Raw genomic sequence first — 25165 nt, 5'->3', positions numbered from 1 at the left:
CTTTATTTAAAAAAGGAAAGAGGTTTTTTACCATCCCATTCATAAGGCTTTTTACCTTGCTCAAAAATACGAGCTGTAAGTTTGCCCTTGAGTGTAAGTTTACCATTTTCTATTACAAGCCAACTTCCTTCACGTAAGCCAATAACAGGAGTCTCATTTAGTACATGAAACTCATTGATACGGGTTTCACGGGTTTCTCCCTTATGCTTGCTCTTAGGATCTGGGTCAAGGTAATGTGGATTGATATTGAAAGGCACTACCCCTAAAGTTTTAAAACTGGGTGGGTAGATGATAGGCATATCATTTGTAGTTTGCATACTCTGCCCTGCTATATTGGTTCCAGCACTAGCTCCCATATAAGGAGTTCCATTATTAACGGCTTCACGAAGAGGTTCTATTACTCCATTCTCATAGAGCTTAGTCACAAGTAAAAACGTATTCCCTCCTCCTGTAAAAATAGCTTTGGCTTTTCTTACTGCTTCTGCAGGATTCGAAAAAGTGTGTATTCCCACGACCTTCTTGCCAATGGTGGCAAAAAATGTTCTTGCCCTTTCAGTATATTCATCATGAGAGATACCACTGGGACGTGCATAAGGAATAAATAGAATTTCATCTACCCCATCAAAGAAGCGTACAAGTTCTTCTTTCAAATAGGATAAATAAGTACCTCCGTAAACAGTTGAAGTACTGGCAAGTAGAATTTTTTTCATAGGAGTTTGCGTTTGGTTCTCTTGAGGATTATTCTCTAGAGAGATTCTCTGTGCACTAACAAAATTACCTACTAAAAATATAAGTAGGGAGAAAATCATTTTTTTCATATTTCAAAATCTTTTAGATATGTTTAACTTCTACAAAACTACGTTTTTTTTATGATTTACCCAAGAGAATCACTTAAAAAGTATCTATAATTATTTCTTCGTTAAAATAATCAGTTCATTATTTAATTCTATTTTTGAAAAAACTAAGATATTATATTCCTCCTTAAGAATATGCATAAAACTCCTATTTCTCTGAAATTCTTGCTTATTCTTCACAATTGTATTAAACAGAATTATCCCTTCTTTGTTTATGATGTTATTAATTTGATTAAAGAATAAAGGCTCAAAAAGGAAGTTAGGCATTCTATCGTCTTGAAAAATATCTACTATTACCAAATCATACCTATCGTGTGTTCTTTTTATATAATCCTGTGCATTCTCTATAAATATCTGCAGGTTTTTTATCTCTCCCAAATGGAAGTATTGCTTTCCTATCTCTATTACCTCTTTATCTATATCTACTCCATGTATTTCTCCTTGAAAATTAACCTCTTCTACTAAGGTCTCCACTACGCTTCCTGCCGCCAAACCTAATACAAGCACCTTTTCTTGGCTGCGAATAAGGTCAAAACCTATCTTATGGAGTCCAAAGCGCAATACACGTTGGAGACTCCCATAAGAATAATCAGTATTAGGAGAATTAAGTATTTGTTTTCCATTGAGAAGTGTTACAGAAAGCAATCCACTTATAGTTGATTCTTTCTGGAAGAGAGAGAAAGGAAGAATATAACTAAAAATACGTTTGAACATTATATATCATTTAAGGAATATTCAAGTATTTATGCATCTGCAAGGAAATTTTCCATTGAGGATGTTCCATTACATATTCTACCATCTTAGGAATCATTTTCTCCCTTCTACTCCACTCAGGTTGTAGGTAACGGATACAATCCGTACGAGTGAGAACGGACATTTCCTCCGCAAAAAGGAAGTCATGCTGATTATAAATAATCATTTTTAGTTCATTGGCTTTTTGGTGAATTGGTGGAAGTGGGCGCTTATTCTTTTTGGGAGAGAGACATATCCAATCCCAAACACCTGTAAGAGGGTGAGCACCAGAGGTTTCTATATGAGTACGAATTCCTTTACTTCTAAGAAGTTCTGTCAGAGGATCTAAGTTATACATCAGGGGTTCTCCCCCTGTAATAATCGCTATTTTTGAGAATTTAAAAGCTTCTTCTACCATTGTTTTAATGGGAACTAGTGTATGTATAGAGGCATCCCAACTTTCCTTAACATCGCACCAATGACATCCTACATTACAACCTGCTAACCTAATAAAATAAGCCGCTGTTCCCTTATAAAATCCTTCTCCTTGAATAGTATAAAAAGACTCCATCAAAGGAAGCACTTCCCCTCGTGTTATAAGTTCTTGCATTTAATTTATAAGTGATTCTAAATAAATATTCAGGACTTAGATATTGAGTAAAAGGTAAAAAGTAATAGAATTTATTACTTTTTACCTTATTACATACATAAGATTACTTGTCTTTAGATTACTTATCTTCTGTTTGTTGTATTCTTCGAGAGTAATCCAAGGACACGGCTGTGCGTTCAAATTTAAGCTTTCCAGAAAGGGTTTCTATCACTACAGACGTATCTGTAAGTTCCACTATCCTCCCATGTAATCCACTCTTCATAATTACCTTATCTCCCTTTTTAAGTGATTCGTAGAATTTCTTTTCTTGTCGTTGTCTTCTCATAGAAGGAAATATCATAAAAGCAAACATGATAACGACCATTATCAGGATAAAAAGGAAATTACCTCCTCCCCCCTGAGGAGCTGCTTGTAATACTATATTCATAAAATCTGTGTTATTATTCTTTTACAAAAGCCTTAATAGTAAGGAGTTCTGTACCTTGTTCTGTATTAGTGGTAAGGGTGACTGTCTTAGAGATAGCATCCTTGCCTGAACCATTATATACTACTTTTATTGCTCCTTTCTCTCCTGGTGCAATAGCTTCTTTAGGATATTCTGGAACAGTACAACCACAACTACTGGTAGCATTGGTAATTACTAAAGGTACTTTTCCTGTATTTTTGAATTCAAAGGAGGTTTCTACTTGCACATTCTGTTTGATTTCTCCAAAATCATGAGTAGTTTCTTCAAATTTTATTACGGGAAACTGATTTGCTTGTTCTGCTGTCCTTTGAGCTTCTTCTAAGTTACTTTGCTTGATCTTACTGGCAGCATTTGTACCATTTTCTGAGCAAGAAGCCAATAAGGCAATTCCTGCTAAAAAAAATATTTTTTTCATAAAATCCTTTTTTTTATTAATTCTTTATCATTATAAAAGTCCTCTACCTATTTTTTTGAGTTTTCCTTCTTGTATGAAATCCTTAGAAAGTGTATCCAAAATACCATTTATAAAAACACTACTCTTAGGGGTAGAATACTCTTTAGCTATCTCCACATATTCATTAAGTGTAACCTTTACAGGAATACTAGGAAACTTAAGAAATTCTGTAATTCCCATCTTAATAAGGATAGCATCAATTTCAGCAATACGCTCTGTATCCCACTGGGGAGTTTTTTCCACTAAATATTGATGAAACAACTCATCATTTAATATCGTCTTCCTTAAGAGTTCCTTTCCAAACTCCTTATCAGACTCATCTTTGAACAAAGGGGGAAGGAGATTTGCTTCTTTTCCCTGTGAAAGTCCCTTAAGAAGCTTTACTATCAAGGTATTCACTATAGGAAAATCGTCACTCCATGTAATTTCCTTATCTGATAAAAAGTCAAAAAGTTCTTCATTTGGAGCAATCACTTCTGTGTAAAGTTCCACCAAAAATTGTCTATCTTTCTCAAAAGTCCTTTCAAGAGCCATTTGTCTTCTATATATTTTGCTCTCTACTAACTTATTGTATAAGATGTTCACATACTCATTATAGGTATACCAAGATAATTTCTTTTCCTGTTCAATTGCTTCATTCAATTGCTTATTAGTTATAATAAGTTGTAATGCTTTATTCTCAGAAAACAAAGTATGTGAAATGTCCTCATTACGGATAAACTTGCTTTGGAAGAGAAGCTGCATTTGCTTAGAACGCTCATAAAGGGCTACCCACAAACCCATTAATATAATATATAAGCTATACATATTATCCATACTTGCTTGCAGGAAAGTTTCCTGACGCTGCAAGTTATGATTTTCTTCCTGATGCAGTGCATAAATGCACTGCATTACCTTTACACGAATGTGCCTACGTGTGAGCATAAAGAACTTTAATTAATTGCAAATTTACCGGCAAAAGTACATATTTATTTTTATATAACTCTTACTTTTTTCTTTTTTTTACTACAAAAATAGTATCTCGCTGATTTTTAATAAGTAGTACTCTAATAAAGAATAGGAGACAAAAAGTTATTAACAATCTTATGTGGAAAAAATAAGTCTTTTGTTTATAAGTATTTATGACATCATCCTCTTTTTTTGTTGCAAAACCCTACTTAAAGTTCTAATTTTGCACATAATTTTTTCACTATGACACAAACTGACATTGGCCAGATAGAGACCCTTATCCGTGAGGGTCACAAGCTAGAAGCGGTAAAGCTCTTGATGGAGACGGCTCATTTAGGTCTCAAGGAAGCCAAGGACATCATTGATGACTTTTTCTTAGGCAAGCAAACCGACCTGCAAGCAGCGGTCACTCAGTCCAAGACTCGCTCCTCGGAGAACTACGAGAGCATCAGTGCCACCTCTGATCCCGATGGATCCAATGTACATTTCTTTTACCAAAAAGGCAATGTTAAGGAAGAGGTAACCCCAGGTCACCCTATGTGGGAGCGTGTCAGAAGTTACTACACCATTGCTTGGGATCAAGCCCCCGAAGAGGTCAATAAGGCACGCGAACCTCTCTTCAAGGCTGTCTTAGATTTGGAAGCCAAAACTGGCTACATTCCCAAGAAAGGAACCCAAACCACCAGTTCCACCGAGAAAAAGGACTCTTTATTCATCAAGAAAAGCCCCTTTGACTTTTTTAAATGGTACTTTTACTTTTTCATCGCCGCTATTATAATCTATATAGTATATCTAATCATTGGTGATTAGTGCCTGTAGGAACAAAGTCTGTGAAAGCGGAGTATGTGAGGCAATTCGCCCTCTCCTCATTATTCATTAATCATTATTCATTAATTATAAAAAAATGGGAATATTTGACAAAAGAGAAAATTACAAGCCCTTTGAGTATCCAGAAGTGATGAAATTCGTGGATATGATGCACCAGACCTTTTGGGTGCACTCTGAAGTAGAATTTACCGCTGATATACAAGATTTTAAGTCCAATCTCAGCTTAATAGAAAAAGAAGCCGTAAAACGTGCTTTATTGGGGATTGCACAGGTAGAGGTAGCTGTAAAAACCTTTTGGGGAGACCTCTATGACATTTTCCCAAAACCAGAATTCAACGGGCTGGGAGCTACTTTTGCCGAATGTGAGTTTCGCCATTCAGAAGCCTATTCACGATTATTGGAGGTATTAGGCTACAACAATGAGTTCGAAACACTTCTGGAAGTACCCATCTTCAAAGAAAGAAATGGTGTGCTTAAGGAATATTTGGCAAAGAACCGAGAGAATGCTATGGAGCGTATCCTTTTCTTTACCTTAATTATTGAGAATGCCTCCCTCTTTAGCCAGTTTGCAACTATCCTTTCCTTTACCCGCTTTAAAGGATATATGAAGAATGTAGCCAATATTATTGCATGGACTTCCATAGATGAGCAAGTGCACGCCAATGCAGGCATCTATATTCTCAAGACTATTTTCGAGGAAAATCCAGAGTTCCGCACTAAAGCAAAAGAAGAGGCAACTCAGTTCATTCGCGAATATATTCTCTTGGAGGATAAGATGCTGGACTGGATTTTTGAGGAAGGTGAACTAGATTTTTTCACCAAGAAGGATTTAGCTAATTATATGCGCTATCGCTTGGATGATGCCCTTACCCAACTGGACTTAGGCAAACCTTTTGGTATCACGGCTGAAGAAGCAAAACCCATGCTGTGGTTTGAGGAAGAGGTCTTCGTAAACGAACTTGATGACTTTTTTGCCAAACGACCTACCGCTTATACTAAGCACGATAAAAGTATTACCGCTAATGATTTATTTTAGTACTTAATTAATAACAAAATCTAATCTTTTACCAAAATGCATCTAACCAAAGAAATCAACCAAGAAATCAACCTTATCAATACCGACTACTTTACAAAAGGAGAATATATCTATATGGCAATGGGGCTGGTTGGCAATCACCGTGTATGTATCGCTGTCGCCTATAAAATAGACTATTGTATTAAGAAAGCCTTACAATTCACAGAAGTAGATCCTAATGTAAAGTTTACTCATATTAACAAAGTGAAAGTAGGAGAGAAAGAGGCAGAAAAACGGTTTGAATGGGAATCTTGAAAAACTAATTTATTTTCCTGCAAAAAAGTTTGGCTATTTTTGAAAAAAGTCTTACTTTTGCGCCCAAATTTAATTAATTAAAAGCAACCGAATATGTATGCAATTGTAGAGATGGCAGGGCAACAATTCAAAGTTAGCAAAGACCAAAAAGTATTTGTTCACCGCTTGGAAAATGCCGAAGGAAGTGAAGTTATCTTTGATAGAGTACTTCTTTTGGATCAAGATGGAACCATTACCATTGGCGCCCCCGCTATAGATGGAGCTTCTGTGCAAGCTAAAGTTTTACGTCATGTAAAAGGAGACAAAGTTATTGTTTTCAAAAAGAAAAGACGCAAAGGTTATAAAGTAAAAAATGGACATCGTCAATCTTTTACTGAAATCATGATAGAAGAAATTCTTGCCTCTGGTGGAAAAAAAGTTTCTGCAAAGGAAAGTAAATCTAAAAACACACCAAAGGATGATCTTAAAAAAGTAGAAGGTATTGGTCCTAAAGCTGCTGAAGCCCTAGTAAAGGCAGGGGTAGATACTTTTGACAAACTCTCTAAAAAATCCGTGGAAGAAATTCATGCCATCCTTATGGAGGCAAGTAATACCTTAGCCCACCTTGATCCTCAAACATGGGCTCAACAAGCTCGCCTTGCTGCTGATGGCAAATGGGACGAACTTAAAAAATGGCAAGATGAACTTAATGGAGGAATTGTAAAATAATTGTATAACCCACTTGAATATCAAGTACTAAATTAAATAATATGGCTCACAAAAAAGGTGTCGGTAGTTCTAAGAATGGTAGAGAGTCACACTCTAAACGATTGGGTGTGAAGATATATGGAGGTCAACTTGCGGTAGCAGGTAACATTATCGTTCGCCAAAGAGGAACTGTACATATAGCTGGAGAAAACGTATATATGGGTAAAGACCATACATTACATGCCGCTATAAATGGAATTGTAAGATTCCAAAAGAAAAAGAATAACAAATCTTATGTCTCTATTGAACCTTTAGCAGAAGCATAAGACTTAAAGTAATTTCTTTTTAACAAAAAAGCAGTGAGATTTATTCCCTCACTGCTTTTTTTATTATGAAAAAAAACGTAAATTTGTAGCTCTAAATTTATATAAAATGAAAAAAATAAGTTTCCTCATCGCTTTATGTCTCCCTTTTGTAGGATTCTGCCAGAAGCAAACAATAGCGACTGACCAAGCCGCTTATAATTATTCCTTACGGGTTAAGCGCTTATATGACTTGCGCTGGATAGAAGGAACCGATAATTACATGTACTACAAGGATGGCAATTTTGCTATTTTTGACAACAAAGGAGTAGAAGCAGCCTCTATTAATGTTAAAAAATTATCTGAAACATACAGTTTGCAAGGATATCCCTCCATTGTTTATGTAGATAGTAATCAATTAGTAATTACAAATGGCAACAAATATCATATCTATGATTATTTAATTGAGAAACCCCTCTTTACCATTACACTTCCTGAAAAAGCAGAGAATGCAGAATATAATCATGCACAAAGAGCTGTTGCCTATACTTTAGATAATAACTTGTTCGTAGCCACAACTTCTGAATCACGTATTCCCATTGCTGTTTTCAAGGATGAAAATATTATCTCAGGACAGTTCATCCACCGAAATGAATTTGGTATTCAAAAGGGTATCTTCTGGTCTCCTAATGGAAACTATATTGCTTTCTACCAAAAAGATGTCAGTCAAGTAACCAATTACCCTCTAGTGGATATAACTACCACTCCTGCTTCCCTAAAAAGTATTAAATACCCTATGGCAGGAGGAAAAAATGAAATCGCTAAAGTAGGTGTATTTGATCTTTCTAAAAGAACTACTTCTTATCTTAAAGTAGATAACCACGATGCCCATTTCCTTACTAATTTAGCTTGGACACCTGATGAAAAACAAATTCTTTTAGCTGAAGTCAATCGTGGTCAAAATCACTATGATTTAAATACATACAATCGTGAAACAGGGGAAAAGGCACAAACTCTCTGGCAAGAGAGCAATTCTCGATGGGTAGAACCTGAAACAGCCGCCATCTTCATCCCTAATAAGCCTAACGAATTCATCTGGCTTAGTGAGAAAGATGGTTTTATGAACCTCTATATAGGTGCTACCAACTCCACCAAATCACGCCAGCTTACTTCTTTCAAATGGGTTGTTCAAGAAGTTTTAGGATTTGATACTAAGGGGGAAACTGTATTCATTAAAGGAACAGGAGAAGATCCTCGTGAAGGACATATTTATAGTGTAAACATCAAAAAAGGAACTGTAAAAAATATCACCCCTAAAGGAGGAGTCCATAATGGAATGCTAAGCCATAGCGGACGCTATTTATTAGATATCCACAGTGCCTTAAATACCCCCTATAATGTCTCCTTAGTGGATATTCATAAGAACACCTCTAATACCTTCTATCAGGCAGAAAATCCTTTTGAAAAATATGACTTAGGAACTGTAGAGTTTCTTACTCTCAAAGCAGATGATGGCACTCCTCTGTATGGAAAAATGGTAAAACCTCGTGATTTCGATCCTAATAAGAAATACCCCGTATTAGTATATGTATATGGAGGACCTCATGCTCAGTTGGTTGTTAATGAATGGGCAGGAAGCACTTATACATGGATGTTAGCCATGGCTCAAAATGAACAATATCTCATCTTTACTTTAGATAATCGTGGCTCTGAAAATCGTGGATTTGCTTTTGAAAGTGTAATTCACCGTAATTTAGCTACTTATGCTATGAAAGACCAATTAGTGGGAGTAGAGTATCTAAAATCTCTTCCTTATGTAAATAGCAATCGCATGGCCGTCTATGGTTGGAGTTTTGGAGGATTCCTTACCTCTTCTCTCATGTATCGTTATCCAGGCGTTTTTACTACCGCAGTCGCAGGAGGAGCTGTTATTGATTGGAAATACTATGAAGTAATGTACGGAGAACGCTATATGGATACTCCCGAAGAAAATCCAGAAGGTTATGAAGATACTCGTGTTACCAATTATATTAAGAACTTAAAAGGAAATATCCTTTATATTCATGGATATATAGATGATACCGTGGTTCCACAAAACATGTTAGCAATTTCCTTAGCTGCTATTAAAGAAGGAAAGGTCATAGACTCCTTCCTCTACCCTCTGCAAAAACATAATGTACAGGGGCCTAAACGTATTCATCTTTCCAAAACTATTGTTGAATATATTCTCAAGAATAATGTAGAAAAGGCTAAAAATTAATTTTCTTCATATTTGACCTATGTAAAGAGGCTGTCCCTGTTTGCAAGGACAGCCTCTTATCTTCTATAAAATTAATTATGATTCTATTTATTTAAAGGCTTGTTTAAGATCCCCTTGCAAGTCCTCAATATCCTCCAAACCTACAGAAAGGCGGATAAGGTCGGGAGTAACTCCAGTAAGTGCCTGATCAGCCTCACTCAACTGCTGATGGGTGGTACTGGCAGGGTGAATGATAAGTGACTTAGTATCACCCAAATTTGCTAATAAGGAAAATATCTTGACATTATTCACTGTCTTTTTGGCTGCCTCAAATCCACCTTTAAGTCCAAAGGTAACCAAACCACTCTGTCCTCCTTGCAAATATTTATTGGCTAATACTCTATAAGGGCTATCATCTAATCCAGGATAATTAACCCATGCCACCTCAGGCTGTTCCTTAAGCCATTTGGCTAAGGCAAGTGCATTCTCACTGTGTTTCTTCACTCGAATAGGAAGGGTTTCCAAGCTCTGTAATATTTGAAAAGCATTGAAGGGACTTAATGTGGCTCCTAAATCACGTAACCCTTCAATACGTACCTTAGCAATGAAAGCCAAGTTGCCCAAAGCCTCATGTAGTACCAGTCCGTGGTACCCCGCAGAAGGCTCTGTAAATTCAGGGAACTTACCACTACTCCAATCAAAATTACCCCCATCAATGATAGCTCCTCCAAGAGAAGTACCATTACCCCCAATATATTTAGTAAGAGAATGAACCACTATATTAGCTCCATGCTTAATGGGATTAAGTAATATAGGAGTAGCTACTGTATTATCTACTATTAGAGGAATTCTATGCTTATAAGCTACCTTAGCTATAGCTTCTATATCTAAGACATCTAATTTTGGATTTCCAAGACTCTCTATGAAAATAGCTCTAGTATTCTTCTGAATAGCCTTATCAAAATTCTCTACCTGTCTAGGGTCTACAAAAGTAGCAGTAATCCCTAAGCGTGGCAACGTTACATTGAAAAGGTTATAAGTCCCTCCATAAAGACTATTAGAGGAAACAATATGATCTCCTGTACGCAAAAGTGTCAAAAAAGCAGTGGTAATAGCTGCCGCTCCCGAAGAAGTAACCACAGCTCCTACACCACTCTCTATGGCAGCCAAGCGTTGTTCTAAGACATCATTGGTAGGGTTGTTTAGTCTCGTATAGATGTATCCAGGAACCGAAAGATTAAACCTTCCTGCAGCATCATCTGCATCTTCAAATACATAGGACGTTGTCTGATAGATAGGCACCGCCTGAGCACCCTGGTGTGCTAATGGGGCATACCCTGCATGTAGGGCATTGGTAGATTGTTTAAATGTTGTCATACTTTTATATTTTCTATTACAATGATTAAATTCTATTTTAAATTTCAGTTGTGTTTTTTTATTCGTAAATAAAGCACAAAGATAGAAAATATTTTTTATATCACCAAAGGAAAAAAGATTTTTTTTATAATAAACAAAATATACTTACCTTTGTATCTCTATAACCCTATAACTCAAAGTTCATGAAGTGGTTTTTACTCTTATTAAGCACTGCCCTTTACGCCAATGACGGAGCTTTTTTCGGTTCGGGCAATCACTTGGTTCCTATCATGGAAACTGATATTTCCGTACAGAAAGAAATTCTATATCTCAAAAAGATACAGAACAAATATATAGAAGTCTCCGTCTATTACGAGTTCTTCAACCCCAAGGAAGACAAGGAAATCACCGTAGGCTTCGAAGCCGAAAGCCCCGATGGCGATGTAGATGGTGCCCCTAAAAACGGACACCACCCTTATATGTTTGATTTTACGGTAAACCTCAACAATGCCTTCCTCCCCTACCAAATCGCCTATATAACCGATTCCCTCTATGCCAAAGGGGGAAAAATAAAGAGCATAGACCTCAACACCTTCGATGGAAATAAGGACGGCAATTATATTGATTTCAGGTACGTCTATCACTTCAAAGCCAAGTTCAAAAAGGGCGTGAATATCCTAAAGCATACCTACAAATACAACATCTCTGGCGGCATCGCCTACAACTACCACTTTGACTATATCCTTACTGCCGCCAACCGCTGGGCGAATAAGCGCATAGACGACTTTACCCTTATCATTGATATGGGTGCTTTCCAAACTGCCTCCATAGAACGCACCTTCTTCAAAAGTGGCAAAGAATGGCTTCTCAGCGGCATAGGGAAAATCACTGAAACAGCCCACAAAGGACCTGGAGACGGTACCGAGCTGAATACTACCAACTTCTATATACAGCAGGGGTTACTCCTTTTCCAAAAGAAAAATTTCACCCCCAAGGGAGAACTCCATATCTATGATTGGGCACTATGGGTACATCAGAATGCGGGCTTCCCTATTGACTACCCCTTTACCATTGACCTACCCAACTTCAAATACGAAACAGAACCCAAAACAGAAGAAGAAAAGCGCCTCCTACGCAACCTACCCTTTGCCCGCCGAGGCTATATCTTTAAGGACAAGACACTACAAGCCTTCTATAACAAACAGGATTGGTACCAGCCTAACCCCAGCTATATCCCTGAAGTCGAACACTTGACCCCAAAGGAAAAAGAGCTAATCAATAGCCTAAAATAAAACTGATGATGAAAGAAATACTCATAAGTAGCGATGGTAATTATGAGTATTTGGTCGCTGAAATCTATATTGAAGGCAAATATATCGCGCTTGTTAGCTACGATGAGGATCATAATTTTTTCGTAGAAACGCCTACCATTAATCGAAGCAATGAGGAAATAATAACCCATAAGGTAGAATACAATACCTTTATCGAACTATTAGAGGATGCTAAGAATAGTTTAAAAGGAAAATATACTCAAAAAACTTAAAAAATTAGAAAAAAACACCTAACAAAGAAATTAGAAAAATCTAATTGTCAGTTATGAAAATAGAAGGATGAGAATGCCATGTGATTTCATCAAGATTTACAATGATTAAAATAAAAGAAATCACAAGAGGGCAAATTATCGTTTTTTATAAAGGCCAGTATTACAAAATCTTAGGAAAAGGTTTGTTACTGACCGAAAGGAATAGTTATAGTTATGTCATCTATTGTAATTCCATAGATAATACGCTTTTCCTTACAGAGCAAGAGGCTATATTACAAGTTATTATAGATTATTTCTCAAACAAAGAACAAAAGGTAATATGTGGATAAAAAAAGAAATAACCTTCCAAAATTCAAAACTTATTATCGAATTGAATTTTACTTATCATCGTTGGTCTCTTTGAAGTGGCTTTTACTTTCTGCTTAAGCAAAGGAAAAGAAATGTATATTCTTCCTCACTACGCTGATAGACTCTGTAATGGGACTAAAATCCAATAGCCAGCAGTCAGTGATAGACTGAGAACTACTTTTTTGAAAATTTTTACTTTTTATTTTTTATCTTTCACCTAAAATTTGGCATGTTTTTTGTCATTAGGAAGGCGAAAAATAAACTTAATGAGAAAGATATTTATTATCACCAGCATGCTATGTTCTTTTATGAAACTATGACACAAATTAAGCTCCCTCAACCCAGCGTAAAGGGTAGCATAGGCCAAATGGTTGGACTTACCGAAGTGGAAGTGAGCTACACTCGTCCTGCCAAACGAGGAAGAAAAATATTTGGAGGACTCGTCCCCTATAACCGCGTATGTCGTACAGGAGCCAATGAAAACGCAACTATCTCCTTCAGTGAAGATATCTCTATTGAAGGGAAAATACTTTCCAAAGGGAAATACGCCCTCTATACCAAACCCGAAGCAGACAAATAGACTTTCTACTTCTATAAGAAAAATGATAACTGGGACGTTCCTCAACCATGGGAAGAAAGCCAAATCGCCCTACAAGCTGAAGCAAGACCTATTCCTTACCCTATGGGAACTGAGTACCTGACTATAGAACTAAATCCTATCAATTATAATGACGGAAAAATAGTGGTACGCTGGGATAAGACCTTAGTAGAACTTCCTTTCCATACCCATATACCCAAGAACAATCAATGGAGAACATAGCCGACAAAATCACACCTAACTCCTCTGCTCGTGATTACTACGAAGCGGCCAACTACCTGCTTACCTCCAACGGAGACCTCAACAAGGCTAATGAGTTCATCACCAAGTCCCTAAGCATGCAAACCGATGCTCCTTACTATATGTATCGCGCGCAGGCTGTGATTCTCTCTCGCTTAGGAAAAACCAAAGAAGCTATCAAAGCTGCCGAAACCTCTCTACAAAAAGCCAAAAAAGAAGGCAATGAGGACTATGTAAAAATGAATCAAGACTCCATTTCCCAATAGAAGAAGAAAAGGAAATGATATTAATGACTAATATCTTAGTGTATGAGTTATTAGCCATTATTTATACATATCAATATCTATCCAAGCATTAAGCCTATGGAGTATATCAAGTATTTTGTTATCAAAAACTATAGCAGGGCAGCTCTCCTGAGGACTCATTTCTACACAAAAAAGTAATTTTGAAGTAAGAGCAAACGCTTTAATAAAGGAAGCTAATTCTTCCAAACAAGGCATTACCTGAGCGGCAAACACCTCCAAATTATCTTCGATAAGAAGAGTTTCGAGAGGAGCAAAGTTATATTCCCAAAAAGTTTCCTCACTGACACGATATTTTAGCTGGTCTCCCTTATAAGCAGTTTGAGTAGGTAGAAAACCCATGATATTGGTTACCTTATCCACATCAAAATAGTCTCCATATATACAAAAGGAAAGGCGAATAGTGGTTGGCTGGTATTTCATTAGTTGGTTATTGGTTATTTACTGACGACTGATTTTTGATTCCTATTCTAACATAGGTGCGCTTATCAATATCTTCCGAGAAGTATCTGCATATAGTAGGCATATACAGATACCCATCATTACTAAAAAACTCAGGTTCTTTTTCATCATAATCAAGTAGCCAATAATGAGGCTCCAGAGTAATAAGTTTTTTAAAAGTAAAAGAACGCTTCTTTTCTACTTTATAGAGCGTTAGGATTATTGAAAAATAATCGCTATATACATCTACTACATACTTGCCATCAGGTGTGGGGAGAGGATTGCGCCCCATTTCTGTCTCTACTCCTGTTTGCTTATCTATAAAAAGAGCTTCCCAGCTTCTGTAGACAACACGCGACACTACATATTGCTCTAAGTCAGGTATTTCACCTAAATAGAGATAAAATGTAACTTGTGTATCTTCTGTAGGCCCTTCATCTACGAATGTTACTATTTGCTTTTTACAAGGAAGGGTCATTACTCCTGATTCTTGCTTAATGGCCAAGCTATCTTTCTTGAGAAAATTATAACGATGCTTGAGTGCTTGCTGATACACCTGCCGAGGTATCCTTTCTATCGTAAAAAATTTACCAAAAGTAGTAGTATCTGATATTTCACCTCTTCCATCGTTGATAGCCTCCAAAAGCTTCTTTTCTGTAATATCAAGTAAATCTTCTACAAGTGGCCATTCTGGTTCTTTTACAAGTATATCCTCTTCTACCTTTTGTTGCCTTTGAAAGAGGTTACAGCTGGTAATACTTAGTATTAAAATAAGAGAGATAAAATATTTCATAGATTAGTTATAATACTGTTTACGGATTTCTAATTCTTAATTCCTATCTTGATATACATTCGTTGTTTGTTAGGATTATTATGCTCGTCAAAGAAATTATTCACCACGTTCATAGGCGCATACAAATAGTCATTTTTACTAAAGAAAATAGGTTCTTTATCAAGATCATAGACATCCCAGCTCTTCGTATATCCTTCTACTAAGGTGTCTATTTTCAGCGGTTTTATATGTTCTATACGATACAAAGAAATAAGCCTATCCCTATCATAGTAGTCCCTACCTATATTGATGATATACCTCTTATCAGCAGAGAGAAAGGGAAATTTCTCAAATCTTCTTTTCTCCCCCGTGGTCTTATCTATCAAGATATAAGCCAATGATCTTTCAGTATCTTCCAATACCACATACTGATCAATAGCAGGTATATTGCCTAAATAGGTATAGATCATATCAAAATGTTTATCCGCAAGTTCAGATATATCATCTTTTAGATAAACCGTCCTCTGTTTGCACACAAAAGTAAGTTTGCCTTTCTTTTTTACAATCGCAAGTGTATCTCTTTGAAGGAAATCTACTTTATTTTTCAAGGCTTCTTGATATTCTTCAGAAGAGACTTGATTTATATTCAGACACTTAGAGATAGTATCAGAAATATCTCCATAGATACTCTCTACAAGTACCTCCCCTGTCATTTTGGACTTCAGGGCTTCCCAATCTCCCATGTCTTCTTTTTCCACATAGCCTCTTTTCGTTTTATAAAGTTCCTTTCCTTCGGCTATAATCTCCAACTTATCCCCCATTATGCAAAAAAGCGATGGTATAGAGTCTGTCAAACTAGCATATCTCGTTGTTACATCTTTAATCACATACAACTCTTTCTCCACAGGCACAAACACTTCATCTTTCCAGAAACTCGCCACACTTTCCCCTGCCGGCTGTTGTTTTTGGAAAAGGTTACAGCCAGCAAGCAATAGTGTTAAAATAAAAGAGATAAAGTATTTCATAGATGAGTTATAATACTATTTACTAATTTCTAATTTCTAATACCTATTTTAATATATTCTCGTTGATTGTAATTTTCTTTAAATGTTATAGATATATACAGATAGTTGTTTTTGCTAAAGAATATTGCTTCTTTTTCATTGTAATCAATTGTCCAATATTGAGGGCTAACAGTAATAAGTTCTTTTAAAGTGAATGAGTTTGCTTGTTTTACTTTATAAAACATTAAAAATGTTCCCAAAACATCGCTATGCGTCCCTATTACATAGTTTCTATCAGGTGATAAGAGCGGTTCGCCTTCCATTTTAGTCTGATTACCTGTTTGTTTATCAATAAAAAGGGTTTCTTGATCTCTATAAACAGTATATCTCACTACATATTGATTTAAATCAGGCATTTCACCTAAATAATCATATCTTTCAGCATCTCCAAACTCCTCTGATGCTTCTGTATCTTCAAATGTAATAGTTTTATTTTTACAAGGAAGCTCAATCACACCTTCTTGTTTTTCAATTCTTAAATTGTCGTTAGTGAGAAAATAATAGCGTTGTTTCAATGCTTGTAGGTATTCCTGCTTCGAAACCTTTTCTATAGTAAAATATTTCCCAAAAGCCTTAGTATCAGAAGTGTCTCCCATTGTCTCTAAAAGCTCTTTTTCTGTAGGTTTAACCTCTTTAGCAGAAGTTTCTGTTTGTATTTGAGGTTCTTCAGTAGGAGCAGCACTTTCCTCTGCCGGCTGTTGCCCTTGAAAGAGGTTACAGCCTGCAAACAATAAGATTGATACATATAGTAGTAAGATTCTCATTTCTTAATATATTTTTTAGTTCCTTTTTCTACTAATATCTCTTTATAAGTTCCACTCTTTGTATAAAAAGTAAAGATTATAGCCGTCATTACATAATCCTTACAACCTTTACAACACTTTTTTATAAGATTATCTTCCAAAATGTCTGCTACAAAAATATGATCTCCTTGTTTGAACTCAAAAGCCGTATATTCACGATATAGGAGAAAATCATCCCCATTAGGAATACAACAATAACGGTCATATACTTTGCGCCTCATCTTCTTATCAAGATGTTTGGCTATATGTTCATCTATAAAAAACTGACTTCCCTTAAAGCAACCTTCTATTACTGAGGCTTTAAAAGACTTGCGAACATAGGTTACTTTTTCAATTGCTTCAGTAGGAATCTTCTCATCAAAGCAAATTCGCTCCCCATCTACAAAGGTAACACACCGCTGCTGACTATAAGTATTTCCTACCCATAAAATCCCTAAAAAGTAAAATATCCATCTTGCCATAGTAACTATTATTTTATTTTGATTCTCAAATACTTACAAAGCTCACCTGGTTTATCGTATTGATAACTATCAGAGAGATCCATTGCCACATATAAGTACCCGTCTTTGCCAAAGAAAGTAGGTCGTTTTTTATCATTTTCATAAGCAATCCAATAGCGAATCCCTGCCACTGTCACAAGCTCAATTTTAAAAGGGTCCTTGCTTAGTACCTTATATAGTGCAATAGCCGTAGGACCTCCCATTTCTGTCTCCCCAAGAGTAATGATATACTTTCCATTGGGCGAAAGGTATGGGTAACTATCTATTTCTGTTTTATGACCTGTTCTTTTATCTATAAAAAACTTATCCCACGTTTCGTCATAAGTGCCTGCTATAAGGTATTGGTGTATTGGTTTCATATCGCCCAAATATTCATATTCTTCCCTATCTGCCTCTGGTTTTAGTGCTGAATCCTTAAACTCAACAAGAGTATCTCTACAAGATAGTGTTAGAATCCACTTTTCCTTCTTAATAGAAAGAGTGTCCTTTACTAAAGGAAAGTATCCTTCACTCAATGCTTTTTGATATTCTTCGTGAGAAATCAAATCAATGGTAAAATATTTGGAAAGAGTAATCCCTTTTTCTTCTTCTATAGTACCATCTTCTTGCTTCTTACCTATTAAATAAACATCTTCTAAGCCTTCCTTAAAGCGGATATCCTCATAGCTTCCCATATCTTCCTTGCGGAGATACCAATCCCAATTGCTTTTTATCTTATAGAAATGCTCCGATTCCGCTTCTATCTTAAAAAGATTTCCAAAAGAATGCACCTCCTCTTCGGGATCACTATGAATATCTGGTACTATATATCGCAGTGCTGTAGGAACAATCACATACAACTCCTTCTCCACTGGCACAAAGACCTCTTCTTGTTGTTGCTTTTCCTCTACTACAGCACTTTCCCCTGCCGGCTGTTGCCCCTGAAAGAGGTTACAGTTGGTAGATAATAATGTCAAAAAGAATATGATAAAATGTTTCATTAGTTGGTTATTTGTTATTAATCAGTATTTCACGATTCATTCTCACTCAGCGTAATGATGAATTGAGGGGGCATAACGAAAGACTTAGACTCCATTCATTTTTTTATTATAGGGCTATAAATAGGATCTTTGGGTATTGTTCTCTGTTTTTTTTCCTCTGTGTATTCCTATTGCTTTACTATTTTTATTTCCGTAGTAAAGCTTTTTGTTGTTGAAAAACAAGAACTTATATTTCTCTCTTTACTACTCCTTTACTACTTCCACCCATTTAGGTAATGAGCGTGTGCCTATATTTTTAATCAAATTCCTTTCTTTAAGATTTTGAATCATATTAGAGAGTCTTCTTTTTTTCTGTTGATCTGAAAGATAATTAGGAAGTTTGTTTAACAATAAGGTGTCTATTTCCTTTCGAGTAGCAAAGCCATGTGTATTTATATGTTTGAGAATAAATGTTTCTAATATTTCATTATCTAATCCTTTATTAAGTGTATATTCTGCTTTTTCATCCAATATAGTAGCTATTTCTTCTGAGATATAAAATTGAGGCTTTCTACCTTCTATCAAATGTTTTTGTTTAAGTCGTTTTATAGCATTGTCGCTAATGGGCTGATTCTTCTGAACTTTATCTATTAGAATCACATCTGTAAGTTCTAACAAATCTCCCTGCTCTATCAGTTTCTTTGAGTAATTTTCATCAATATAATGACCATATATTTCCAATACCACTTCTTTGTCTGTACTCTTAGAATGATCAGGAAGAGGGAAATATCTTTTCTTTTGTGACAAAAGCATTTTATAGATACCATACCCTACTGAATCTATCATATTGAGATTTACCATAGCATTCACTAAGAATTTATTTCTATAATGTTTAGGTGTTTTATTCCCTAAAAAATAATCTTCAGCTTTCCCTTCAAAGAACTCTCCTGCATTCTCAAAGATAAGTTTGTTTATTTTTTCAGTTACTATAATTCTTGAATTAAGAAAATAGTCTTGGTGTGCAATACAATTATTCAAAGCCTCAAGTATTACCTTATTATCATATTTCGGAACTTCTACCGAAATAAGTTGATTATCAGGAAAAAATCTATAAGGAATATTTCTGATACGCTCTAACACTGAATTTACAGTAAGAAAAAGAGGCATTCCAAAATGTTCGTAGGCTTTCTCTTCTGTATCCAATTTCCAAGTAATTTGAGCTACCTTTGGAGAAATGAAATGAGCAGCACTTGCCTTACCCAATAGAATAAGAGCTGTATTAGTGATTTTTCCTTCTATTGTTACATTTAGTCTATCTAAAAAAGTAGTATCTGTCCAAGAGTCTATTTCATCATAAAATGGCTTATTGCTGTTTTTCTCTTTATATAATTGCCTAGCTTTTTGTATAGCTTCTTTTCCTAGATCATCTATCGTGGCTCCTTCTACTATTTCTGCACTCCAATCTGTATGCGACAATAATATTTTCCAATAGTGATCAGGATATTTCTTTAATTCTGTAAGTGACGAACTTATTCGTATCCATGCTATCTTTTCAAATTCTACAGGAGTATTAGAGGCTTTAGGCACACGAAAGATCTCCAGTTTCTTCCCTTGATAATCACATACAAAATGTTCGAAGTATATTGATGGAGATAAATTATGGCGTATATAAAAATCCAAATCACTTCCTTTCTCTTTTCTATTAATATAGCTAAAATTGGTTCCTACCACCTCCAATGAACTATCTTTTACTCCAAAAATAAGATACCCATATGGACGATGTGCTAGGTTTGCAGCATTAGACAAGGCAGAAATATATCTCCCTAACCGTTGATTATCTGTAACATCCCCTTCTTTAAACTCTAACCAACTGAGTTCTCTCCCTTCTCTCAACAGGTCATCTACTAATTTTATAAGCTCTTGATTTTCCATGACTTATTACTATTTTATTAATCACTTACAATTCATTACCAACGTGGAATATGTTGAGTCTGCTACTTTATTTTGATTCTTACATACTTACAAGGCTTATCCTCCTCTTTATAATTATGTTCATAGCTATCTAAAGCATCCATGGCAACATACAAGCACCCATCTTTGCCAAAGAACGTAGGTCTATTTTTAGATGCTTCATAGGCTATCCAATAGCGAATCCAAGCGGATACTACAAGTTCGATAGTAAAAGGGTCTTTGCTTAACACCTTATATAGCGCAATAGCAGTAGCCCCTCCCATCTCGGTCACCCCTAAAGTGATGATATATTTTCCATCAGGCGAAAGATAAGGGTGGCTTTCTATTTCTGTCTTGTGCCCTGTTCTTTTATCTATAAAAAACTTACCCCCAGCCTCATAGTAGTAACCTGCTATAAGATATTGGTGTATGGGCTGCATCTCTCCCTCGTATTCAAAGACTTCCAAATCATCTTGGAGCGTCATTTCTACATCCTTAAGCTTAACCACAGTATCGCTACAAGGGAGTAAGAGTATCCCCTCTTTCTTTTTTATGGCAAGTGTATCTTTTAGCAAAGGAAAATATCCATTTTTCTTTGCTTTTTGATATGCTTCGTAAGAGATTAGATCAATTGTAAAGTATTTGGAAAGGGTAGTCCCCTCTTTTTCATCTACAAAAGTCTCTCCCTCCCATTTGCCTATAAAATGGACATCTTCTAATACTTCCTTGGTGAATTGGATATCCTCATAGCTTCCCATATCTTCCTTGCGAAGATACCAATCCCAATTGCTTTTTATCTTATAGAAATGCTCGGATTCCGCTTCTATCTCAAAAAGATATCCAAAAGAATTCACTGCTTCTTCGGGATCACTATGAATATCTGGTACTGTATATCGCAGTGCTGTAGGGCTAATCACATACAACTCCTTCTCCACTGGCACAAAGACTTCTTCTTGTTGCTGCTTTTCCTCTACAACAACACTTTCCCCTGCTGGCTGTGCTCTTTGAAAAAGGTTACAGCTTGCCAATAATAATGTTACGAAGGATATTACAAAGTGTTTCATGGGTTAGTTATCTATTATTTGTCAGCATTTCACCATTCATTCCCAGTGTGGTGATGAATTGAGGAGTAAGTTACAAATTGGCGCTTGTTAAGACCTATTCATAATAGGTAAAGTTTCTCTCTATAAGATAATCTAAACTATCTCTAAAGAATTTAGCTTCATAGATGCAGTTGTTATACTTATCATATTTGTAAATACTTTTACCTATAGTTTCTATGGCTCTCTTTCTTATGTTGTAGACTTTGGAAAGTTCCATCGTACAATTCCCCTTTTCATCATAAGTATAATAAACGCCTTCTTGTAGCTTTCCATCGGGAGAGAATTCCTCTTGCTGGGTCGTTTTTCCATTTTCTTCTCTCCAGAAAGTAATACTTTTAAGCGCCTCTTGTACATAAGTATATCTTTCTTTCAATTTCTTATCCTCATAGCAATAAGAAGTAACCACTTTGACATCCTCCACACCTGTGTATTGCTCTTCTACGAGATTACCATTCGCATCATAGATATAATAAGTGATGATCTCATTTTCCTTTCTATCTTTTTCTCCTGAGTGAGTTTCGTAAGAAGTTTCCTGCCACACTTTTCCGTTAGAGAGATAGGCAAAGGTACCAAAATAGTGTCTGTTTCCTTGTTCTATCCTTTCCTTTGTAAGAAGTTGTCCTTTATCATCATAGGTATAATAGGTTGTTGTATTCTCTTCTTTATTGGTCAGATTTTTGTATTCCTCTTGGGTTTGGGTCAGATTTCCTTTGGTATCATAAGTGAAAGTCATTTTAGCCTGTAGTTTATTTCCAGCATACACTGAAATACTTTCTTTTTGGTCTTTGTGATTGAACTTAGTAATATCCTTGAATACATTCGTTTTTTTCTTATCAAAACTCGTGTTCATAACCGTTTCCCTCAAGGCTACTTCTTTCCCTTTATAAGTATACGTTTCTAAGGAATGTGCTACTTCCTTTTTGTCTTGATATTGGAAACTTTCTATACGTGAAGGTAGCCAAAGATTGTTATAAGTAAAAATCCGTTTGTACTTTACATTGCCCAAGGTATCAAGTGTTTGGTACTGAGTAATATTGCCTTCTTTGTCAAAGCTATATTTGCAATGTTCGTTCTTGCTATTGGACTCTTCATCATTAGGGAGTCTTTTCTTTTCTACCCCTTCGGATACTTCTTCGCCTATATAATAGATTCTCTCCACGGATTTTACACGCCCCTGAAGTGTGCCTCCAAAAGCTTCTAATTGTTCCTCCGTATATTTGCCTTCATCCTTCTCTTGTGCAGAAAGAGAAAAGCAAGCACAAAAAAGTAATGTTATAAAATAGTGTTTCATGGTTAAAATAGGGTTTAAAGCGGTATCTAAACTAATGGGTTCTTTCATAATTCTGGTTTTAACAAATATGGTTTATTCTTCTTTGTCATCAAAAAGCTACACGCTATTTTTTTTATAATAGGTACAAGCCAAACGCTCACACCAGCGAAGGCTTTTATTTTTCTGCAAATATACAAAATTAATACCTAAATAGGCGAATTACTTCACCTACTCCTTGATCAGAGCATTTTGATATTTTGGGGTTATGTATTAAAGCCCTACCACACCCTTAGTTCCTTACCAACTCGTAATAGGTCGGCGTATATTCTCCCAAAAAGGAGCTAAATATTCATTGTAAAAACACAACTTTGTTAAGTTGTCTCCTTCAATACTAATTCCTAAAGCAGGGATAACCATCCAATGACCATGATATAATACTTTCTCGGTGCTTATAAGTCTTTGTATCATTCTCTCCGAGAAAATCCATGTTTCACATATCCAACTGTGAGCACTTGCTGGCTTTGTGGGAGAAAAAATATAATTTGCTTACATCGAACTCACGTTATTTTAATGTTATTTTTCTATACTCTAAAAGTCTCTTGTCTTTAATGTCATTCCCTCTATCAAAAACTAATTGAAATCCTTCAACCCTAATTTTCCCAGAAGGAGTCATAATAATAGAATCTTTGTTTTTCATAATTTCAACTTTATTCCCAAAGAATCTTTTAGGAGAAATATCTATTTCTATATTTTTTTCTCCAATTAGGTACTTTTTTACCAATATATGAAAGTTATAAAAATCTGTGCTACAATAATTATAATTATCAATTATAACTAAAGGATATTTTTCTTTAGAAAAAGATAAAAAGTTATCCAACCAAGTATTTTTATCTTTTCTTATTTCTAATGGCTCTTTGTTTAAAATAAGTCTATATTCCATAGTATGATTATCTCCTTCTGAGGGTGGAAAATTTGCCATAAAAATAGCCTCTACCTCATCCCACTTAATAATTAGGTCGTAAGAAGATAAATGTAGCGTAAAAAATGAATCATTATAAGATATTCTTCGTCTACTTTTATAAAATTTATCAGATATTGGGACTCCTTTATTTAGTGTATATAATAAAAGAAAGAGAATAATCAATATAATAAAAAGTATAAAAGCAGCAGCATATTTTTCTATCTTTATCAAAAAAATGAATACTAAAAAAAATATGAGCACAAATAATAGAATAGTTGCATTAAAAAGTATCATAAAATATATTCTTTACCCGTTGTGCATTTTAAATGATAGAGGCTTTTAGGTTATGAGTTTCTCTATATAATATAAACCTATTGATATATTGTATCAAGGTTAAAGATGTTATCCTACTGAATATCCGTGTTTTAGAACCTTCAAATAATTTTGCATAATTACGTTTTATCATAAATTAATCACATAATTGGGAAAATAAAGTCTCTATCCGTTTTCGTTTTTTAAAATCAAAATGCACAACGGGTTGTCTATCTATTCCTCCTCGCCTATACGAATTGCACTTTTGAATAGTCTTTTATTACAATAGTAAGCTTCTCTATAGTACTACAAATTTGTTTTTCACTAAATAGTCCTTCTACTTTTAGCAAATTTGTTGCTACCTCTTCTTGGTAAGAAAGTTCTTTTATTTCTTCAAATCTTTTCTCTGGATATAGAACTTTTAAAATATAGAAAAAGTCAAAGGAAACCTTTTTCTCTAATAGTTCTTTTGTTGTAACTGCTATTGATAAAACACCTTTCTCTATTGAAAAATTAAAGATAAGCCCTACTTCTGGATGGATACAGGTCAAAGATGAAAACAACAAACCTCCATCTTCGACAAGTTCATTTCTATACCCTTTATCATATAATAGGCTATATTCTTTACGTATTTTATTTCTTATATGTAACATCATTCAGGAATATAATCTTTTTCCCATTACACCTAATACCTTTTGTAAAAGCCAAACGAATGGCAAGCTTACTACTCTCCAATATATATTCGCACAGACTGCTATAATTTTCAAAATTAGGTTCTAATACATAAAAGTTCTTATCATTCAGTGGCACATAAAAAGCCTCTTCTACTTTTTTAGAAACCCCATACGAAGCCTCCTTCTCATTAGGTATGGCAACAGAAATAGAAAACTCAAATTCCTTATCCGAAGGGTAACGCATTGCCCGTTTAAAGACACCTATTCCATTAGTGGCGCGTAGAGTTACCCTTATCAAAAGCCTCCAATCCTCTAAATCTGCAACATTAACACCCCAAATAATAGATTTTACATACTCATTTAATTCCTCTCGCACAGAGTCTATATCCACATCCTCACTCAAACGAGGGATTTCAATCTGTAAACAAACTTTAACTTCTTCGGAGGTGATTTAAAAAGTATGATGAAGTAAAAAGTTGACAATTAGAGCAAAAAGTTGTATTTTTGTTGTGTGAAAAT

Annotated in this window: 29 protein-coding genes and 2 pseudogenes; 10 read left to right on the top strand and 21 right to left on the bottom strand. The window is 35.3% G+C overall.

What is annotated here, in order from left to right:
- Window positions 1-2 precede the first annotated feature (2 nt).
- The 6 genes from pepE to VJJ03_RS09060 form a co-directional block, all read right to left on the bottom strand.
- Window positions 3-710 (bottom strand): dipeptidase PepE, encoded by a 708-nt coding sequence (gene pepE / locus VJJ03_RS09085; RefSeq protein WP_040358759.1) that lies wholly within the window; start codon window positions 708-710, stop codon window positions 3-5.
- A 198-nt stretch (window positions 711-908) separates the two neighbouring features.
- A complete protein-coding gene (locus tag VJJ03_RS09080) occupies window positions 909-1568 on the bottom strand; it encodes a spermidine synthase (protein ID WP_323975133.1) in 660 nt (219 codons plus the stop codon).
- A gap of 10 nt (window positions 1569-1578) precedes the next feature.
- Window positions 1579-2196 carry a 7-carboxy-7-deazaguanine synthase QueE gene (locus VJJ03_RS09075; protein WP_009401323.1) on the bottom strand — a complete coding sequence of 206 codons (618 nt, stop codon included), beginning with the start codon at window positions 2194-2196 and terminating at the stop codon, window positions 1579-1581.
- 118 nt (window positions 2197-2314) lie between these two features.
- A complete protein-coding gene (yajC, locus tag VJJ03_RS09070; RefSeq protein ID WP_009401324.1) occupies window positions 2315-2623 on the bottom strand; it encodes a preprotein translocase subunit YajC in 309 nt (102 codons plus the stop codon).
- A 13-nt stretch (window positions 2624-2636) separates the two neighbouring features.
- Window positions 2637-3077 carry a DUF1573 domain-containing protein gene (locus tag VJJ03_RS09065; RefSeq protein WP_009401325.1) on the bottom strand — a complete coding sequence of 147 codons (441 nt, stop codon included), beginning with the start codon at window positions 3075-3077 and terminating at the stop codon, window positions 2637-2639.
- A 30-nt stretch (window positions 3078-3107) separates the two neighbouring features.
- Complete coding sequence (locus VJJ03_RS09060; protein ID WP_009401326.1) at window positions 3108-4040, bottom strand: transcription antitermination protein NusB; 933 nt, start codon at window positions 4038-4040, stop codon at window positions 3108-3110.
- Between the two features lie 267 nt (window positions 4041-4307).
- Here VJJ03_RS09060 and VJJ03_RS09055 point away from each other — a divergent pair, with 267 nt between their 5' ends.
- The 6 genes from VJJ03_RS09055 (at window position 4308) to VJJ03_RS09030 (ending at window position 9471) form a co-directional block, all read left to right on the top strand.
- Window positions 4308-4874: a hypothetical protein gene (locus VJJ03_RS09055; protein ID WP_009401327.1), complete on the top strand. Its 567-nt coding sequence runs from the start codon at window positions 4308-4310 to the stop codon at window positions 4872-4874.
- Between the two features lie 94 nt (window positions 4875-4968).
- The gene (locus tag VJJ03_RS09050; RefSeq protein WP_009401328.1) at window positions 4969-5928 is read left to right on the top strand and encodes a ribonucleotide-diphosphate reductase subunit beta; all 960 of its coding nucleotides are present in this window, start codon (window positions 4969-4971) and stop codon (window positions 5926-5928) included.
- Between the two features lie 36 nt (window positions 5929-5964).
- A complete protein-coding gene (locus VJJ03_RS09045; protein WP_323975129.1) occupies window positions 5965-6222 on the top strand; it encodes a hypothetical protein in 258 nt (85 codons plus the stop codon).
- A gap of 93 nt (window positions 6223-6315) precedes the next feature.
- Complete coding sequence (gene rplU, locus VJJ03_RS09040) at window positions 6316-6930, top strand: 50S ribosomal protein L21 (RefSeq protein WP_323975127.1); 615 nt, start codon at window positions 6316-6318, stop codon at window positions 6928-6930.
- A gap of 41 nt (window positions 6931-6971) precedes the next feature.
- Window positions 6972-7235, top strand: a complete 264-nt coding sequence (gene rpmA / locus VJJ03_RS09035; RefSeq protein WP_009401331.1) for a 50S ribosomal protein L27 — start codon at window positions 6972-6974, stop codon at window positions 7233-7235.
- 106 nt (window positions 7236-7341) lie between these two features.
- Complete coding sequence (locus VJJ03_RS09030; RefSeq protein WP_009401332.1) at window positions 7342-9471, top strand: S9 family peptidase; 2130 nt, start codon at window positions 7342-7344, stop codon at window positions 9469-9471.
- Between the two features lie 87 nt (window positions 9472-9558).
- Here the strand turns inward: VJJ03_RS09030 and VJJ03_RS09025 are convergent, their stop codons facing one another.
- Complete coding sequence (locus tag VJJ03_RS09025; RefSeq protein ID WP_009401333.1) at window positions 9559-10827, bottom strand: O-acetylhomoserine aminocarboxypropyltransferase/cysteine synthase family protein; 1269 nt, start codon at window positions 10825-10827, stop codon at window positions 9559-9561.
- 182 nt (window positions 10828-11009) lie between these two features.
- Between VJJ03_RS09025 and VJJ03_RS09020 the strand changes: the two genes are divergently transcribed.
- The 4 genes and pseudogenes from VJJ03_RS09020 (at window position 11010) to VJJ03_RS09005 (ending at window position 13801) form a co-directional block, all read left to right on the top strand.
- Window positions 11010-12098, top strand: a complete 1089-nt coding sequence (locus tag VJJ03_RS09020) for a YARHG domain-containing protein (protein ID WP_323975124.1) — start codon at window positions 11010-11012, stop codon at window positions 12096-12098.
- Between the two features lie 8 nt (window positions 12099-12106).
- Window positions 12107-12349: a hypothetical protein gene (locus VJJ03_RS09015; RefSeq protein WP_253908289.1), complete on the top strand. Its 243-nt coding sequence runs from the start codon at window positions 12107-12109 to the stop codon at window positions 12347-12349.
- A 577-nt stretch (window positions 12350-12926) separates the two neighbouring features.
- A pseudogene (locus VJJ03_RS09010) lies at window positions 12927-13517 on the top strand (DUF2911 domain-containing protein).
- Window positions 13505-13801: a hypothetical protein gene (locus tag VJJ03_RS09005; RefSeq protein ID WP_323975122.1), complete on the top strand. Its 297-nt coding sequence runs from the start codon at window positions 13505-13507 to the stop codon at window positions 13799-13801. Before VJJ03_RS09010 ends, VJJ03_RS09005 begins: the two are co-directional and overlap by 13 nt.
- Window positions 13802-13858: 57 nt before the next feature.
- On the opposite strand, the gene VJJ03_RS09000 is transcribed toward VJJ03_RS09005, so the two are convergent.
- From VJJ03_RS09000 to imm9, 14 genes and pseudogenes are all read right to left on the bottom strand, one after another.
- Window positions 13859-14260, bottom strand: coding sequence for a DUF4279 domain-containing protein (locus tag VJJ03_RS09000; protein ID WP_323975120.1), 402 nt, complete (start codon window positions 14258-14260; stop codon window positions 13859-13861).
- Window positions 14261-14267: 7 nt separating this feature from the next.
- A complete protein-coding gene (locus VJJ03_RS08995; RefSeq protein WP_323975118.1) occupies window positions 14268-15071 on the bottom strand; it encodes a hypothetical protein in 804 nt (267 codons plus the stop codon).
- 29 nt (window positions 15072-15100) lie between these two features.
- Window positions 15101-16075 (bottom strand): hypothetical protein, encoded by a 975-nt coding sequence (locus VJJ03_RS08990; RefSeq protein ID WP_323975116.1) that lies wholly within the window; start codon window positions 16073-16075, stop codon window positions 15101-15103.
- 29 nt (window positions 16076-16104) lie between these two features.
- Window positions 16105-16878, bottom strand: a complete 774-nt coding sequence (locus VJJ03_RS08985; RefSeq protein WP_323975114.1) for a hypothetical protein — start codon at window positions 16876-16878, stop codon at window positions 16105-16107.
- Window positions 16875-17378: a hypothetical protein gene (locus tag VJJ03_RS08980; protein WP_323975112.1), complete on the bottom strand. Its 504-nt coding sequence runs from the start codon at window positions 17376-17378 to the stop codon at window positions 16875-16877. Before VJJ03_RS08980 ends, VJJ03_RS08985 begins: the two co-directional genes overlap by 4 nt.
- 8 nt (window positions 17379-17386) lie before the next feature.
- Window positions 17387-18397 (bottom strand): hypothetical protein, encoded by a 1011-nt coding sequence (locus VJJ03_RS08975; RefSeq protein ID WP_323975110.1) that lies wholly within the window; start codon window positions 18395-18397, stop codon window positions 17387-17389.
- Between the two features lie 243 nt (window positions 18398-18640).
- Window positions 18641-20308, bottom strand: a complete 1668-nt coding sequence (locus VJJ03_RS08970; RefSeq protein ID WP_323975108.1) for an RNA-binding domain-containing protein — start codon at window positions 20306-20308, stop codon at window positions 18641-18643.
- 62 nt (window positions 20309-20370) lie between these two features.
- Complete coding sequence (locus VJJ03_RS08965) at window positions 20371-21390, bottom strand: hypothetical protein (protein ID WP_323975106.1); 1020 nt, start codon at window positions 21388-21390, stop codon at window positions 20371-20373.
- A gap of 94 nt (window positions 21391-21484) precedes the next feature.
- The gene (locus VJJ03_RS08960; RefSeq protein WP_323975104.1) at window positions 21485-22768 is read right to left on the bottom strand and encodes a hypothetical protein; all 1284 of its coding nucleotides are present in this window, start codon (window positions 22766-22768) and stop codon (window positions 21485-21487) included.
- Window positions 22769-22996: 228 nt separating this feature from the next.
- Window positions 22997-23167 (bottom strand): hypothetical protein, encoded by a 171-nt coding sequence (locus tag VJJ03_RS08955; RefSeq protein WP_323975102.1) that lies wholly within the window; start codon window positions 23165-23167, stop codon window positions 22997-22999.
- A gap of 94 nt (window positions 23168-23261) precedes the next feature.
- Window positions 23262-23891 carry a hypothetical protein gene (locus tag VJJ03_RS08950; RefSeq protein WP_323975100.1) on the bottom strand — a complete coding sequence of 210 codons (630 nt, stop codon included), beginning with the start codon at window positions 23889-23891 and terminating at the stop codon, window positions 23262-23264.
- Between the two features lie 91 nt (window positions 23892-23982).
- Window positions 23983-24177 (bottom strand): annotated as a pseudogene (locus VJJ03_RS08945) (IS982 family transposase); the annotation flags it as partial.
- Window positions 24178-24220: 43 nt separating this feature from the next.
- Entirely contained in the window at window positions 24221-24625 is a 405-nt protein-coding gene (locus VJJ03_RS08940; RefSeq protein WP_323975098.1) for a hypothetical protein, read from the bottom strand.
- Complete coding sequence (imm9, locus tag VJJ03_RS08935) at window positions 24606-25097, bottom strand: Imm9 family immunity protein (protein ID WP_323975169.1); 492 nt, start codon at window positions 25095-25097, stop codon at window positions 24606-24608. Before imm9 ends, VJJ03_RS08940 begins: the two co-directional genes overlap by 20 nt.
- Window positions 25098-25165 lie beyond the last annotated feature (68 nt).

It is taken from the genome of Capnocytophaga sp. G2, assembly GCF_035282625.1.
Lineage (GTDB): Bacteria > Bacteroidota > Bacteroidia > Flavobacteriales > Flavobacteriaceae > Capnocytophaga.
This window is presented reverse-complemented; position numbering and strand designations above follow the sequence as displayed.

Coding starts and splice junctions, on each gene's coding strand:
- VJJ03_RS08995 (WP_323975118.1), bottom strand. CDS start 15,071: ATGAAATATTTTATCTCTCTTATTTTAATACTAAGTATTACCAGCTGT.
- yajC (WP_009401324.1), bottom strand. CDS start 2,623: ATGAATATAGTATTACAAGCAGCTCCTCAGGGGGGAGGAGGTAATTTC.
- rpmA (WP_009401331.1), top strand. CDS start 6,972: ATGGCTCACAAAAAAGGTGTCGGTAGTTCTAAGAATGGTAGAGAGTCA.
- VJJ03_RS09075 (WP_009401323.1), bottom strand. CDS start 2,196: ATGCAAGAACTTATAACACGAGGGGAAGTGCTTCCTTTGATGGAGTCT.
- VJJ03_RS09025 (WP_009401333.1), bottom strand. CDS start 10,827: ATGACAACATTTAAACAATCTACCAATGCCCTACATGCAGGGTATGCC.
- VJJ03_RS09000 (WP_323975120.1), bottom strand. CDS start 14,260: ATGAAATACCAGCCAACCACTATTCGCCTTTCCTTTTGTATATATGGA.
- pepE (WP_040358759.1), bottom strand. CDS start 710: ATGAAAAAAATTCTACTTGCCAGTACTTCAACTGTTTACGGAGGTACT.
- VJJ03_RS09055 (WP_009401327.1), top strand. CDS start 4,308: ATGACACAAACTGACATTGGCCAGATAGAGACCCTTATCCGTGAGGGT.
- VJJ03_RS09020 (WP_323975124.1), top strand. CDS start 11,010: ATGAAGTGGTTTTTACTCTTATTAAGCACTGCCCTTTACGCCAATGAC.
- VJJ03_RS08970 (WP_323975108.1), bottom strand. CDS start 20,308: ATGGAAAATCAAGAGCTTATAAAATTAGTAGATGACCTGTTGAGAGAA.
- VJJ03_RS09065 (WP_009401325.1), bottom strand. CDS start 3,077: ATGAAAAAAATATTTTTTTTAGCAGGAATTGCCTTATTGGCTTCTTGC.
- VJJ03_RS09050 (WP_009401328.1), top strand. CDS start 4,969: ATGGGAATATTTGACAAAAGAGAAAATTACAAGCCCTTTGAGTATCCA.
- VJJ03_RS09080 (WP_323975133.1), bottom strand. CDS start 1,568: ATGTTCAAACGTATTTTTAGTTATATTCTTCCTTTCTCTCTCTTCCAG.
- VJJ03_RS09015 (WP_253908289.1), top strand. CDS start 12,107: ATGAAAGAAATACTCATAAGTAGCGATGGTAATTATGAGTATTTGGTC.
- VJJ03_RS08990 (WP_323975116.1), bottom strand. CDS start 16,075: ATGAAATACTTTATCTCTTTTATTTTAACACTATTGCTTGCTGGCTGT.
- VJJ03_RS08960 (WP_323975104.1), bottom strand. CDS start 22,768: ATGAAAGAACCCATTAGTTTAGATACCGCTTTAAACCCTATTTTAACC.
- VJJ03_RS09045 (WP_323975129.1), top strand. CDS start 5,965: ATGCATCTAACCAAAGAAATCAACCAAGAAATCAACCTTATCAATACC.
- VJJ03_RS08980 (WP_323975112.1), bottom strand. CDS start 17,378: ATGGCAAGATGGATATTTTACTTTTTAGGGATTTTATGGGTAGGAAAT.
- VJJ03_RS08985 (WP_323975114.1), bottom strand. CDS start 16,878: ATGAGAATCTTACTACTATATGTATCAATCTTATTGTTTGCAGGCTGT.
- VJJ03_RS09060 (WP_009401326.1), bottom strand. CDS start 4,040: ATGCTCACACGTAGGCACATTCGTGTAAAGGTAATGCAGTGCATTTAT.
- VJJ03_RS08975 (WP_323975110.1), bottom strand. CDS start 18,397: ATGAAACATTTTATCATATTCTTTTTGACATTATTATCTACCAACTGT.
- rplU (WP_323975127.1), top strand. CDS start 6,316: ATGTATGCAATTGTAGAGATGGCAGGGCAACAATTCAAAGTTAGCAAA.
- VJJ03_RS09005 (WP_323975122.1), top strand. CDS start 13,505: ATGGAGAACATAGCCGACAAAATCACACCTAACTCCTCTGCTCGTGAT.
- VJJ03_RS09030 (WP_009401332.1), top strand. CDS start 7,342: ATGAAAAAAATAAGTTTCCTCATCGCTTTATGTCTCCCTTTTGTAGGA.
- VJJ03_RS08955 (WP_323975102.1), bottom strand. CDS start 23,167: ATGATACAAAGACTTATAAGCACCGAGAAAGTATTATATCATGGTCAT.
- VJJ03_RS08965 (WP_323975106.1), bottom strand. CDS start 21,390: ATGAAACACTTTGTAATATCCTTCGTAACATTATTATTGGCAAGCTGT.
- VJJ03_RS08940 (WP_323975098.1), bottom strand. CDS start 24,625: ATGTTACATATAAGAAATAAAATACGTAAAGAATATAGCCTATTATAT.